Origin of the sequence: Kribbella koreensis, assembly GCF_039525325.1 — a bacterium.
Taxonomy (GTDB): Bacteria; Actinomycetota; Actinomycetes; order Propionibacteriales; family Kribbellaceae; genus Kribbella; species Kribbella koreensis.
The window spans coordinates 47,067-61,035 of the sequence record NZ_BAAAHK010000009.1; the positions used below are offsets into that span (position 1 = coordinate 47,067).

11 protein-coding genes are annotated in these 13,969 nt (G+C 68.6%); 10 read left to right on the forward strand and 1 reads right to left on the reverse strand.

Features of this window, described 5'->3' with window-relative positions:
- The first annotated feature begins 8 nt into the window (after nt 1-8).
- The 10 genes from ABD116_RS19845 to ABD116_RS19890 all read left to right on the forward strand — a co-directional run bounded on the left by ABD116_RS19845 (nt 9) and on the right by ABD116_RS19890 (nt 13,194).
- Nucleotides 9-2,915 carry a DEAD/DEAH box helicase gene (locus ABD116_RS19845; RefSeq protein WP_343971984.1) on the forward strand — a complete coding sequence of 969 codons (2,907 nt, stop codon included), beginning with the start codon at nt 9-11 and terminating at the stop codon, nt 2,913-2,915.
- Between the two features lie 86 nt (nt 2,916-3,001).
- Nucleotides 3,002-4,126 (forward strand): SWIM zinc finger family protein, encoded by a 1,125-nt coding sequence (locus ABD116_RS19850; RefSeq protein WP_343971987.1) that lies wholly within the window; start codon nt 3,002-3,004, stop codon nt 4,124-4,126.
- Between the two features lie 100 nt (nt 4,127-4,226).
- Nucleotides 4,227-4,721, forward strand: a complete 495-nt coding sequence (locus ABD116_RS19855) for a SigE family RNA polymerase sigma factor (protein WP_343971990.1) — start codon at nt 4,227-4,229, stop codon at nt 4,719-4,721.
- Nucleotides 4,718-5,617, forward strand: a complete 900-nt coding sequence (locus ABD116_RS19860) for a hypothetical protein (RefSeq protein WP_343971993.1) — start codon at nt 4,718-4,720, stop codon at nt 5,615-5,617. Before ABD116_RS19855 ends, ABD116_RS19860 begins: the two co-directional genes overlap by 4 nt.
- A gap of 257 nt (nt 5,618-5,874) precedes the next feature.
- Nucleotides 5,875-7,491 (forward strand): ABC transporter substrate-binding protein, encoded by a 1,617-nt coding sequence (locus tag ABD116_RS19865; protein ID WP_343971996.1) that lies wholly within the window; start codon nt 5,875-5,877, stop codon nt 7,489-7,491.
- Between the two features lie 28 nt (nt 7,492-7,519).
- A complete protein-coding gene (locus ABD116_RS19870; protein WP_343971999.1) occupies nt 7,520-8,473 on the forward strand; it encodes an ABC transporter permease in 954 nt (317 codons plus the stop codon).
- Nucleotides 8,473-9,354 (forward strand): ABC transporter permease, encoded by an 882-nt coding sequence (locus ABD116_RS19875; protein WP_343972002.1) that lies wholly within the window; start codon nt 8,473-8,475, stop codon nt 9,352-9,354. Before ABD116_RS19870 ends, ABD116_RS19875 begins: the two co-directional genes overlap by 1 nt.
- Nucleotides 9,351-10,310: an ABC transporter ATP-binding protein gene (locus ABD116_RS19880; RefSeq protein ID WP_343972005.1), complete on the forward strand. Its 960-nt coding sequence runs from the start codon at nt 9,351-9,353 to the stop codon at nt 10,308-10,310. The genes ABD116_RS19875 and ABD116_RS19880 overlap by 4 nt, the downstream gene beginning before the upstream one ends.
- Nucleotides 10,307-11,428, forward strand: coding sequence for an ABC transporter ATP-binding protein (locus tag ABD116_RS19885; protein WP_343972008.1), 1,122 nt, complete (start codon nt 10,307-10,309; stop codon nt 11,426-11,428). Before ABD116_RS19880 ends, ABD116_RS19885 begins: the two co-directional genes overlap by 4 nt.
- Nucleotides 11,425-13,194, forward strand: coding sequence for a gamma-glutamyltransferase family protein (locus tag ABD116_RS19890; protein ID WP_343972010.1), 1,770 nt, complete (start codon nt 11,425-11,427; stop codon nt 13,192-13,194). Before ABD116_RS19885 ends, ABD116_RS19890 begins: the two co-directional genes overlap by 4 nt.
- On the opposite strand, the gene ABD116_RS19895 is transcribed toward ABD116_RS19890, so the two are convergent.
- Complete coding sequence (locus ABD116_RS19895; RefSeq protein WP_343972012.1) at nt 13,191-13,925, reverse strand: GntR family transcriptional regulator; 735 nt, start codon at nt 13,923-13,925, stop codon at nt 13,191-13,193. The genes ABD116_RS19890 and ABD116_RS19895 overlap by 4 nt on opposite strands.
- Nucleotides 13,926-13,969: the final 44 nt, after the last annotated feature.

The window sequence follows — 13,969 nt, forward strand, 5'->3', positions numbered from 1 at the left end:
AGAGCGGCTTGGCCGGGTATGTGCACGCGGGGGCGCTGGCAGGTTTGGCAGCGGTGTTCGTCCCGGCCGATCCACCACGCGACAGCAGCGTCGCCTTCTGGGACCCCTCAGGAGGCGAGCTGCCGCTCGGCGTCGGCGAGCAGGCCACGCTCGAGTTGGTGGTGAAGGACGGCGACACCTTCACCACCCGCACAACCCGAACCATCCACCTGCCGATCGACCGTGCCGTCCCGGTCCTGGGCCGCATCCGCACCACCCCAGGCGCCCACCCCGCATCAGCCTTCTGGGGAGCCGTCTCCCTCATCGCCCTCCAACTCGTAGCCCGAGGCCGCCTACTTCCCGGCGTCTCCCCCGCCGGCCACGACGCCTGGCGAGCCGGCCCCCTGGACCCCACCGACGTAGACCGAATCCTCAAACTCTCCGAAGCCATCCCCTTCGAAGCTCGCTGCCTCCCACTCCCCCACACCCCGGAATCCCCAGCCACCGACCGGACGCCCCGCCAACCCACCAGCCAGCCGGGGCGTGCCGCCGCTTCCGCTCCTTCTGCGCCAACGGGTCCGGCCTCCCAATCGACAGTTGCAGCGCAGCTGCGGGTGCCGGTCGGAGAGGACTTGGTTCGGCAGTTCATCGACGCTGTTGCCGATGGCATGCCTCGATCGCCCGGCGCGGTGAAAGCGCATGGGTCAGCTCTCTTTGCGGCTCGGCAGCCGCAGCAGGCTGGGCGGTTGCGGGGATGGGCTGATGAGGTGTCGGCGGGGCTGGATACCGGGGTGCGGATCTCGCTCAGGATCGAGTTGCCGGAGTCGCTGGGGTTCCGGGCTGTGGTGCAACTGCACAGCTTGAAGGATCCGACGTTGGTACGGGACGCGGCTGAGGTCTGGGCGGAGGATGTGAGCGGCTTCGGCCCTCGCGCTCGCATCGATGCGACGCTGGCGATCCGGCGGGCCGCTCGGGTCTGGTCGCCGTTGAGTCGCTTGCTCGACTCCGCAGTACCGGATCGGCTGGAGGTGGCGGACGAAGAGGTCGCCGGGCTGCTCGCTTCCGGCGCGCAGCGATTGGCCGCGGCTGGCATCGAGTTGCACTGGCCGCGCAGTCTCGGGCGTGAGCTGACCGCCCGCGCCGCGATCACCTCCACCGACGGCCCACCGTCCGACATGCCCAGCTTCTTCGGCGGCGGCAAGACCCTCGACTTCAGCTGGCAAGTTGCTCTCGGCAACGACCCGTTGACCGAGGAAGAACTCGACCAGCTGGCCGAGGCGACCCGCCCGGTCGTTCGCCTCCGCGACCAGTGGATGCTCGTCGACCCAGAGCTCGCCCGCAAAGCCCGCGAACGCATCCTCAAGCCCGTCACCGCGATCGACGCCCTCGGCGCCGCCCTCACCGGCACCACCGAGGTCGACGGCAAACAGATCGCCATCACCCCGACCCGCTGGCTCGAAGAGCTCCGCGCCAAGATCGCCGACCCCGAGCGCTCCCAGGACCCGATCGACCCACCAGCAGCCCTGCAAGCAACCCTGCGCGACTACCAACTCCGCGGACTCCGCTGGCTGGCCCGGATGACCGACCTCGGCCTCGGCGGCTGCCTCGCCGACGACATGGGCCTCGGCAAGACGATCATGCTCATCTCCCTGCACCTCCACCGCCAGCTCACCCCCGATACCGCCGGCCCGACTCTCGTCGTCTGCCCGGCCTCGCTGCTCGGCAACTGGGAGCGCGAGGTCCAGCGCTTCGCGCCAGGCACGCCAGTCCTGCGCTTCCACGGCTCCGGCCGCTCACTCGACGGCGCCGACGACGGGTTCGTGCTCACGACGTACGGGACCCTCCGCCGCGATGCCGCCCGACTCTCCCAACACCCCTGGGCACTCCTGGTCGCCGACGAGGCCCAGCACGTCAAGAACCCAACCTCCGGTACTGCGAAAGCCCTCCGCACCGTCCCAGCGCGCGCCCGAGTCGCCCTCACCGGCACCCCGGTCGAGAACAACCTCTCCGAACTCTGGGCGATCCTCGACTGGACCACCCCCGGACTGCTCGGCCGGCTCAGCGTCTTCCGCACCCAATGGGCGCAACCGATCGAAGCCGACAAGGACGAAGCCGTCGCCGAGCGACTCGCGAAACTCGTCAAACCGTTCCTGCTCAGGCGCCGCAAGTCCGACCCCGGCATCGCCCCCGAGCTCCCGCCGAAGACCGAGACCGACCAACCGGTCTCGCTGACCCGCGAGCAGGTCGTGCTCTACGAAGCAACCGTGCGCGAACTGCTCGACGAGGTCGCCGCAAGCGACGAGATGGCCCGCCGCGGGCTGATCGTCAAGCTCCTCACCGGCCTCAAACAGATCTGCAACCACCCGGTGCAGTACCTGAAGGAAGGCGACGGCGCCCGCCTCACCGGCCGCTCCGGCAAGCTCGAGCTCCTCGACGAACTGCTCGAGACGATCATCGCCGAGGACGGCGCCGTACTCGTCTTCACCCAGTACGTCGCCATGGCACGCCTGCTCGAACGCCACCTGGCCGACCGCGGCATCGCCACCCAGTTGCTGCACGGCGGCACCCCGGTCCGCAAACGCGAGGAGATGGTCGAGCGGTTCCAGGCAGGCGAAGTACCGGTGTTCCTCCTGTCCCTCAAGGCGGCCGGCACGGGTCTCAACCTCACCCGGGCCGATCATGTCGTCCACTACGACCGCTGGTGGAACCCAGCCGTCGAGGACCAAGCGACCGACCGGGCGTACCGGATAGGCCAGACCCGCCCGGTGCAGGTGCACCGGTTGATTGCCGAGGGCACCATCGAGGACCGGATCGCGGCGATGCTGAAGAGCAAACGCGCGCTCGCAGACGCAGTACTGACGGCTGGGGAGGCCGCCCTGACTGAGCTCACCGACTCCGAACTCGCCGACCTGGTCGAGCTGCGAGCCGCCCGATGAGCGGCGAGGAGGCACGCGGATTCCCGGCCTTTCCGCGACAGGCGGGACGTAGCACGCGCGGGAAGTCGTGGTGGGGACGCACCTGGGTGCAGGCGCTCGAGGACACGTCCCTCGACCTCGACCAGCTCCGCAAAGGCCGTCGTACCGCGAACACCGGGCAGGTCGGCACCATCACCATCAGCCCCGGACGGCTCGCCGCGACGGTCTACGCGCCCGACGACACCTACGAAGCCGTCGTGCACATCGATCGCCTCGACGACGGCGAATGGGAGAGGTTCCTCGACCAGGTCGCGGCGCGCGCCGGCCACATCGCGGCGTTGCTCGACGGCGAGATGCCCCACGACCTGGTCGACGCCGCGTCCGACGCCGGAGTGGCCCTGCTTCCCGGCATCGGTGATCTCGATCCGTCCTGCACGTGCGACAGCTGGGAGCTCCCCTGCCAGCACGCCGCCGGCCTCTGCTACCAAACCGGCTGGCTGCTCGACGGCGACCCTTTCGTCCTGCTCCTCCTCCGCGGCCGCTCCCGCGAGACTCTGCTGGACGACCTGCAGCGCCGCTCGTCCACTCCACCTGCAGAGCAACCGGCCGAAGAGGACGGCGTCCCGGCAGTCGCCGCAGCAAAGCAGGTCGGCGAGCTCCCCGACCTGCCGCCCCTCCCGCCCAAGCTCGCCATCGAGGACCTGGCGGTCAGCGGCATCCAGCCGCTCGCCGACCTCGAGCCGGCCACGTTGCCTTTGCTGGTCCTCGACGCCGCCAGGAGAGCCCGCGCCCAACTCAACGCGCTGCTGTCCGGCGCGCCGGATCCCTGGCTCCTCGACGAGTGGCAAGACAGCGTTCGCCTGGCCACCGACTACCCGGTACTCCGTGAGCGGCTGTCCGCCGCGTGGGATCGGCCGGCCGCGCTCAGCCTCGGCGTACAGGCCTGGTCGTACGGAGGCGCCGCCGCGCTCGATGTCCTGGAACACGTGTGGACGCCTGACCCGGGTGACCTAGCCCGCGCCCGCACTGAATTGCTGGCCGCTGCCGACGACGACCTCGCCATCACCGCCGACCACAACCACCTCACCACCTCCGGCTCAGTCCGCTGCCAGACCCGACTCGACCACACCGGCCGCTGGCATCCGTACCGGCTCATCGACGACGAGTGGCATCCCGCCGGCCCACCCGACCGCGACCCGACCATCGCCCTCGCGCCTCCGGACACCTGGTAACGGCTGCCCCCTCCGCCTGATTGGTTGGTCCGACTGGGGATGCAACCAACTTCGCGCTCGCAGGCGTGTCTAACCCGGTATCAAGGATCGGGGGAAACAGATGAGTGATCGGGACGCCGCATTCGAGGCGTACTTCACGGCGCGATCCGGCGCCATGCGCGGCACGGCATTCCTGCTGTGCGGCGACTGGCATCGGGCCGAGGACCTCGTGCAGCAGACGTTCACGAAGATCTATCTGGCCTGGCGCCGGATCGAACAGCGCGAGTCGATGGACAACTACACCAGGCAGACGCTGGTACGGACGTTCTTGTCCGAGCGGCGCCGGGCCTGGTTCCGGCACGAGTCCGTCGGGTCACCGGCCGGCGATCGGGCCGCGCCGTCGGCCGAGCTCACCGAGGAGCGGCTGGTGCTGATGGAGGCGCTCGTGAAGGTGCCGCCGAAGCAGCGTGCCGTGCTGGTCCTGCGGTACTGGGAGGACCAGTCCGTCGAACAGACGGCCGCCCTGCTCGATTGCTCGACCGGAAATGTCAAGAGTCAGGCCGCCCGCGGACTGGCGACGCTGCGGGGTCTGCTTGAAGGGGAGAAAGTTCGATGAACGAAGAGGATCTCAAAGAGGCAATGCACGATGTGATCGTGCGCAGCACTCCACCGGAGCCGATGGATCCCGCGCGTGCTCTCAACCAGGGCCGCAAGGTGCGCACGCGGCGCAGGGTGGTGTGGGTTGGGGCGGCCGCCGTGACGCTGACGGTCGGCGCCGCGGCCGGTCCCACGCTGGTAGCGAACCTGGCTGACAACGGGCCGGCCGGCCAGGGGGTGGCAGGCGGCGGCACCCCCTCGCTGGCAGGGCCGACGACGGCGACCTCCGTGGTGCCGACGCCGAAGTCAGGCTCCACCGTAGTGCCGTCAGCGCCGACCACACGCAAGACCGGCGACCCGTGGCCTGAGGGGCAGACCGACCGCACGGCGAGCGCGGGTCCACGCGCCGTTCGGGTCGGCGGACTGATGGCGGACCTGAGCTCGGCTGTACCAGCGGGCTTCAGCACGCCGAACCTGAAGTACCCGGACGGGCGCTCGGCGAGATGGCCGCAGGCCCAATATGCGTCCGCCGACGGGGAGCCGGACTACTGGGAGTACATGGCCACCATCCCCGTGCAAAAGGACAACAAGGTCGGACGGTTGCTGGTCATGTCGACCACGCCCAACGGCAAGCCGGCGACGAGCCCGTGCCAGCTGGCGCTGACGTTCTGGGGCTCGACCGGTACCTGCGCCGTCGTGGACGTCGACGGCAAGAAGGTCGGCGTGGTGACCGCCAAGAAGGGCAGCGACTACGACCAGAGCGCTGCCTACCGGTACGACGATGGCACCGTCGTGGTTCTCGCCCAGGCCAAGAAGACCGATCTTCCCGGGAAATCGGCGCTCACCCAGCCGGTGTTCAGCACTCAGCAGCTGGCCGAGCAGGTGACCTCGGCGAAGTTCAAGATCAGCGAATGAGCATGCGCTGATCACGACCGATGACTCCTCGTGCCGACGGGCACGGGGAGTCATCCGTCTACGTAACGGTCGTGACTCGCGGTAAAAGGTTTCCAAGAACTCGCCGAATCACTTGCGCGGGTGCCTTGTATACATGAAACAGTCGACGGAACCGCTCCTACCGGGAGGACGAAATGCCCCGTCGAACTCCGCCGTCACTGAACCGCTCCAGTTGGCCCGCCCGCTCTCCCCACCCCGCCCGAAGGCTGTCGGGGGCTGTGGTGGGCGTGATTGCGCTGGCGATCGTCGGCGCCGCCTGTTCTCCGGTGGAGCCGGCCGCCGAGCAACCGAGTGGGCAGACCGGCAGCTCGGGCCAGGACGTCTTCGGTGATCCGGCCGATCCGGCCGCGGTGAAGAACGGCGGCACGCTCACTGTCGCGCTCTCGGCCGACCCGGACAAGCTCGACCCGACGCTCTCGCGCAGCCTCTACTCGCGGTACGTCTTCCACACCATGTGCGAGAAGCTGTACGACCTCGGCCCGGACGCCAAGATCGTGCCGCAGCTCGCCACCGCGTTGCCGACGGTCTCCCCCGACGGCCTCAGCCTGAGCATCCCGTTGCGCGAAGGCGTGAAGTTCGCCGACGGCACCACGCTCGACTCCGCTGCCGTGAAGCTGTCGATCAACCGTGGCCTGACGCTGCCCGCTTCCGGACGCAAGAGCGAGCTCGGCCCGATCAGCTCGATCGAGACGCCGGACGCCAAGACAGTCGTCATCAAGCTCTCCAAGCCGTTCGCCCCACTGACCGCGGCGCTCGCCGACCGGGCCGGTATGGTCCTCAGCCCCGCGGCCGTGAACAAGCTCGGCGCCGACTTCTCCACCGCGCCGGTCTGCGTCGGCCCGTTCAAGTTCGCCAGCCGGGTCGCGCAGAACTCGATCAAGGTCGTCAAGGATCCCCTGTACTACGACGCTGCCAAGGTGCACCTGGACGCGATCGAGTACCGGATCATCACCGACTCGAGCATCCGCTCCGCGAACCTCCGCTCCGGCGACGCCCAGGTCGCCGACTCGTTGTCCAGCCAGGACGCACCGACCCTGCAGAAGGACAGCAGCCTGAGCGTGCTGCAGTCCCAGTCGCTCGGCTACCAGGGCCTGACCATCAACATCGGGAACGCCGACGGCATCGGCAACCCGATCAAGCAGCTCGACACCCCGATCGCCAAGGACCCGCGGATCCGGCAGGCGCTGGAGGCGTCGATCGATCGGGAGGCGCTGGTCAAGTCGATCTTCAACGGGCTGAACACCGTGGCCTGCTCGCCGATCTCGCCGAAGAGCGAGTTCAGCTCGGAGGCCGCGCAGAAGTGTCCGGCGCACGACCCGGCGAAGGCTCAGGATCTGCTCAAGCAGGCGGGGGTCGCGACGCCGTACAAGGTCTCGATGATCACCTCGAACAACCCGGACAGTCTGCGGCTGGCACAGGCGTTGCAGGCGATGGTGAAGGAGGGCGGATTCGAGCTGGTGATCAAGCCGGTCGAGTATGCGTCGCTGCTCGACCAGCAGGATCGGGGTGACTTCGAGCTGCTGCAGCTGGGCTGGTCCGGCCGGGTTGATCCGGACGCGAACATCTTCAACTTCGTCGGGTCCGAGGGCAGCCAGAACGTTGCCGGATACAAGAGTCCGGAGGTCGACAAGCTGCTCACGGACGCGCGGCAGTCGAAGGACCAGGCGCAACGCGTGCAGCTCTACGGGCAGGTCGTCACCAAGCTGCAGCAGGACGACCCGCTGATCTATCTCTACCGCCAGCGCAACCTGACCGGCGTCACCAAGAAGGTTCTCGGCGTCCAGACCTACCCCGACGGCGTCATCAGGACCGCCTTCGCCGGCTACGCCAAGTGATGGCGGGGCTGATCACGCCGGGGCCGGCATGAGGCGATACCTGCTCGGCCGCCTCTGGCAATCACTGGTGACGTTGCTGCTGGCAACGATCGTGGTGTTCCTGGGCGTGCGCGCGCTGCCGGGAGATCCGGCGCTCGCGCTGGCCGGAGAGGATCGTGATCCGGAGTCGTTGCGGGCGATCCGGGAACAGTACGGGCTGGACGACTCCGTGCTCGTTCAGTTCTGGCAGTTCGTCAGCCATGCCGCGCGCGGCGATCTCGGCCGCTCGATCAGAACGGGACAGAGCGTGACCTCGATGCTCTCCAGCGCTCTCCCCGTGACGATCGAGCTCTCCGCCCTCGCGATCTTCGTCGCCGCCCTGCTCGGAGTCGGGGCCGGCGTGGTCGCCGCCGTACGCCGCGGCCGTCCTGCCGAATGGGCCGCCAACGCCCTTGCCCTGCTGGGCCTGTCGGTCCCCAACTTCTGGCTCGGCCTGATGGCGATCCTGTACCTCTCGGTCGCTCTCGGCCTGTTCCCTGCCTCCGGCTTCGTACCGTTCTTCGACAACCCGATCGACAACCTCCACCACCTCGTCCTGCCGTCGCTCATCCTCGGCACCGGACTGGCGGCGGTGATCATGCGCCAGACCCGTTCCTCGATGCTGGACGCGCTCTCCGCCGACTACATCCGTACCGCCGAGGCCAAAGGCCTGCCCCCGCGAGCCGTCATCGGCCGCCACGCCCTCCGCAACAGCCTGATCGTCGTCGTCACGATCGTCGGCCTCCAACTCGGCGCGCTCATCTCCGGCGCCGTCGTCACCGAGCGCATCTTCGCCCTCCCCGGCTTCGGCAAACTCACCGTCGACGCGGTCTTCCAGCGCGACTACCCGGTGATCCAAGCGGTGGTCCTGGTCACCGCGACGGCGTACATCGTCATCAACCTCCTGGTCGATCTCCTGTACTCCGTCATCGACCCGCGCATCCGGGTGCGAGGTGAAGCCTGATGGCCGTCGTCGACACCACCATCACCACAGCACCCGCCACCTCCCGCCGCCGCAAGGTGGTCCGCCGGATGCTCCGCAACCCACTGGCGATCGCCGGTCTCGTCGTCCTCGCGATCGCAGCCCTGGCCGCCGCCTTCGCACCCTGGCTGGCACCCCACGAGCCGACGCTGACCCACCTCGACCGAGCCTTCGCACCGCCCGGTACTGCGGGTTACGTGCTCGGCACCGATGATCTCGGCCGTGACGTGTTGTCCCGGATCATGTTCGGCCTGCGTGCCTCGCTGCATGTCGGGTTGCTGGCGGTCGCGACCTCGCTGCTGATCGGCGTACCGCTGGGCCTGATGGCTGGCTACTTCCGGGCGATCGACGCGCTGATCTCGCGATTCACGGATCTCGTGCTCGCGTTTCCGTTCCTGATCCTCGCGGTCGGGTTGGCCGCGGTCCGGGGCGCGAGTCTCGGAAACGCGGCGATCGCGATCGGGATCGCGCAGATCCCCGGCGTGATCCGGATCGTCCGGTCGGAAACGCTGCGGCTGAAGTCGCTGGATTTCGTCTCTGCGGCGATCGTCGACGGCGCTGGGGATCTGTGGGTGCTCGGGCGGCACATCCTGCCGAACGCGGCCTCGGTGATCATCGTCCAGGCGACCGTGGCGATCCCGGCGGCGATCCTGGGCGAGGCGGTCCTTTCGTTCCTGGGCCTCGGCATCCAGCCGCCGGCGCCGAGTCTGGGCACGATGCTGTCCGACGCGCAGCAGTTCGCGACCCGAGCGCCTTGGGCTGCGGTGATGCCTGGTGTCGCGATCATGCTGCTCACGCTCGCGTTCAACATCGTCGGCGACAGCCTGCGCGATGCCCTCGACCCGAAGGCGAGTCGCCGATGAGCGGGTCAGTGCTCGAGGTCAAGGATCTCTCCGTCACCTTCCGGACCGAGGACGGGCCGCTGTCGGCCGTCGATCACGTCAACCTGCAGGTCACCGATGGCGAAGTGCTGGCCATCGTCGGTGAGTCGGGGTGTGGCAAGAGCGTGACGGCGATGAGCCTGGCCGGGCTGCTCCCCCGCTCTGCGACTGTGGATGGCTCGGTGCGGCTGGACGGTGTCGAGCTGATCGGTGCCGACAAGCGGACGCTTCGGTCGATTCGTGGGCGGGAGGTGGCCTACATCTTCCAGGAGCCGATGACGTCGCTGAATCCGGTGTTCACGGTCGGGTATCAGATCAGTGAGGTGCTGCGGATCCACATCGGTCTGTCCAAGGCTGCAGCACGCAAGCGGGCCGTCGAGTTACTCAAGCTGGTCGGCATCTCCTCGGCGGAGCGGCGGGTCGACGACTATCCCCATCAGCTGTCCGGTGGGATGCGGCAGCGGGTGATGATCGCCATGGCCGTCGCTTGCGATCCCAAGGTGCTGATCGCGGATGAGCCGACTACTGCGCTCGACGTGACGATTCAGGCGGGCATTCTCGATGTACTACGCGCGCTGCGGGAACGGCTCGGCACCAGCGTCGTGCTGATCACGCACGACCTCGGGGTGGTCGCGGATCTGGCTGATCGGGTGGCGGTCATGTACGCCGGACGGGTGGTCGAGACTGCCGAAGTACATGAGCTGTTCGCTCGGCCTCAACACCCTTACACGGCAGGCCTCCTGGGTGCGTCGCCGTCGGCCGGGCGGCACGCTGGTACCGACCGCCTCAACGAGATCCCAGGTCTCGTACCGGTGCTGGCCTCGCAGCCCGACGCTTGTACCTTCGCCGACCGATGTCCGCGCGCTATCGACACCTGCAGGACTGCCGAACCCGTGCTGACCGCCGGTGTCGCCTGCTGGAATCCGGAGGGTCGATGACCGAGTACGCGTTGGAGCTCGAAAACCTGGTCATGCACTTCGGCCCCGTCCGCGCCGTCGACGGCGTCTCCCTGCGAATCCCGAAAGGCTCCGTAGTCGCCCTGGTCGGAGAGAGCGGCTCCGGCAAGTCCACCGTCGGCCGCTGCATAGTCCGCTTGCTCGAACCAACCGAAGGCACCGTCCGGCTGGCCGACGCCGACATCACCCACCTCACCCGCCGCCAACTCCGGCCCCACCGCCGAGACGTCTCCATAGTCTTCCAAGACCCAGCCGGCTCCCTCGACCCACGCCTCTCGGTAGGAGACATAGTCGGCGAGCCCCTCCGCCTCATGCGCCGCTGGCGACGACGCTCCACCGAGAGCGGGCCTAGCACGCCTCCCGCTCCGTCCGCCCCCGAGACTGAAGCTGAGGGCAGAGCCCGGGCCGGCGTCGACAGCGTCGTTCCGGCGCGCGCATCTCAACGGCGTGACGTCGCCGCCGCGGTCGCCGACGCGCTCCGGCGGGTTGGGCTCCGGCCGGAGGTGGCTCAGCGGGCGCCTCATGAGTTGTCAGGTGGGCAGCGGCAGCGGGTGAGTATTGCTCGGGCGTTGATCTCGTCGCCTCGGCTCCTGGTGGCTGATGAGCCGACCAGTGCGCTGGATGTATCGGTGCAGGCTTCGGTGCTCAACCTGTTGGCTGACCTGCAGCGGGATCTGGGGTTTGCGTGCTTGTTCATCACGCATGACTTGTCGGCCGTCGAGTATCTGGCTGATGAGGTTGCGGTGATGTATCTGGGGCAGCTGGTCGAGCAGGGGCCTCGGGAGCGGATCTTCGGAGTACCGGCTCATCCGTACACGCAGGCGTTGCTGTCTGCGGCTCCTGTGCCCGACCCGTCCACCCAGCGGGCGCGGCGACCTGTGCTGCTCGGGGACGACCTACCGTCGGCTATAGACCCGCCACCCGGTTGCCGGTTCCACACGCGGTGCCCGGTGGCGATCGAGAAGTGCAGGACCGTCGTACCGGAGTCCAGGGTGATCGGAGAGGGTGGACACCGCGTCGCCTGTCACCTGGTCGGCGACGATGGGAGCGGACCCGACGTACGCGATCAAGCAGACACCATTAGAGGAGTTGCTCGATGACCTTCACCACCCGGCCCACTCTGCGCGGCACGTTCGGGATGGTCTCGTCCACGCACTGGCTGGCGTCGCAGTCGGCCATGCGGCTCCTGGAGCTGGGTGGCAACGCCTTCGACGCCGCTGCGGCTGCTGGGTTCGTGCTGCACGTCGTGGAGCCGCACCTCAACGGTCCTGGTGGTGAGGTACCGGCGATCATCGCTACCGCGGCTGACCCGACTCCGCGGGTGCTGTGCGGACAGGGGGTGGCTCCGGCGGGCGCCACCATCGAACACTTCAAGGGGCTGGGGTTGTCGCTCATCCCGGGCTCCGGGCCGCTGGCGGCCACTGTGCCGGGTGCTGTCGACGCCTGGTTGCTATTGCTGCGGGACCACGGCTCACTGCCGCTCAGGACGGTGCTGGAGCCAGCGATCGGGTATGCACGCAACGGGCACCCGGTGCTCGCTCGGGTCGGCGACACAGTCAACACGGTCCGGGAGTTGTTCACGGAGCACTGGCCGACCTCTGCCGAGCTGTGGTTGCAGGGTGGCGAGGCGCCGCGGGCCAACGAGTTGTTCCGCAACCCGGCGTACGCCGACACGCTCGAGCGGCTGGTGATCGCGGCCGAGGAGGCTGGCGCGGACCGGGTCGCGCAGCTCGAGAGAGCGCGTACTACGTGGCGCCAGGGGTTCGTCGCCGAGGCGATCGACCGGTTCTCGCGGCTGCCGCACCGCGATTCGAGCGGTGAGGACCATTCCGGGCTGATCACGGGCGACGACGTGGCGTCGTACTCGGCGAGCTGGGAGGAGCCGGCCACCTTCGACTGGCACGGGCACACGGTCGCCAAGACGGGTCCGTGGGGTCAGGGGCCGGCGCTGCTGCAGTCGCTGGCTGTCCTGGCCGAGCTGGGTGACCCGTCGGCGCTCGATCTGACGGGTGCTGAAGCCGTCCACGTGACGACGGAGGTCACCAAGCTCTCGTATGCGGATCGGGAGGCTTGGTACGGCGACGGGGTCGACGTACCGCTCAAGACGCTGCTGTCGCCGGGGTATGCGGCTGAGCGGGCGGCACTGGTCGGCGCAGCCGCGTCGCACGAGATGAGGCCGGGTAGCCCGGATGGGCGGGTGCCACGGCTGCCGTTGCTCGTGGCTGGAGTTGTGGGCGACGCGAGCACCGGCGAGCCGACGGTGGCGCCGGATGGGGCTACCCGCGGCGACACGTGCCATGTCGACGTGATCGACCAGTGGGGCAATGTCATCTCGGCGACGCCCAGCGGTGGCTGGCTGCAGTCGTCCCCGACGATCCCTGAGCTGGGCTTCTGCCTGGGGAGCCGGTTGCAGATGTTCTGGCTGGAGGACGGGTTGGCGTCGTCGCTCGCTCCTGGCCTGCGGCCGCGGACCACGCTCACGCCGACGCTGGTACTGCGGGATGGAGCGCCCGTACTGGCGTGTGGCTCGCCTGGTGGCGACCAGCAGGACCAGTGGCAGCTGCTGTTCCTCCTGCGCCATCTTGCGGGCGGCCAGGAGCTGCAGGAGGCGATCGATGCGCCTGCGTGGCACACCACTGCGTTCCCGTCGTCGTTCTACCCGCGGGCCGCAGTACCAGGCAACCTGACCGTGGAGAGCCGCCTCGGACCGGTGGTCCGCGACACGCTGATCAGCAAGGGCCACCAGGTCGTCGAGTCAGACCCCTGGAGCCTCGGCCGCCTCTGCGCCGTCTCCCGTACCCCAGACGGCGTCCTCTCCGCGGCAGCCAACCCCCGAGGAATGCAGGGCTACGCGACGGGCCGCTAGGACGTAGGACCGGCCAGAGCTGCGGTGGCTGCGGCTTCTACGTGGTCGCGGGCTGCTGCTGTTGCGGCATTCCGGTCGCCGGCGGCTATGGCGTCTACTACGCGGATGTGTTCTTTCCACGAGTGCGGAGCGCGTTGAGCCGCGCCGAGGCGGAAGACCCAGTGGACGTGGTGGTACATGGCCGCCGACAGCGACGCCAGCCACCGGTTGCCGCTGATCTCGATCACCGCGAGGTGCAGCGCGCTGTTCAGCTCAGCGACCTGGTCGAAGTCCTCAGCCTCCGTCGCCGCGCTCGCATCATCCAGCAGCTTCCGCAACCGAGCGACGTCCTCCTCGGTCGCCCGCTCAGCCGCCAACCCCGCAGCCAACGTCTCGAGCTGCTCCCGTACGGCGAACAGATCCCGGATAGCCGTCTCATCGAGCGTCGCCACCACCGCACCACGCCGGGGCAGGATCTCCACGAACCCCTCGGTCTCCACCACCCGCAGCGCCTCACGCACCGGATTCCGCGACACCCCGAAGTCATCGGCCAACCGGTTCTCGGTCAGCCGCTCACCCTGCGCGTAGTCACCATCGACAATCCGTCGCCGCAACTCAGCCAACACCTGATCCCGCAGCGCAAGATGATCACCACCGATCGTCCGAGACGACTCCTTGCCCCCACGCAGATCTCCGCCCCCACTCGCCTCTCCCCCGTACCGCTGGTCCACCCCGAGCTCCCCTCTGGCCATACCTGGTTCCGCAGCACCCTACCCGCCAACAGCCCCACCACCCC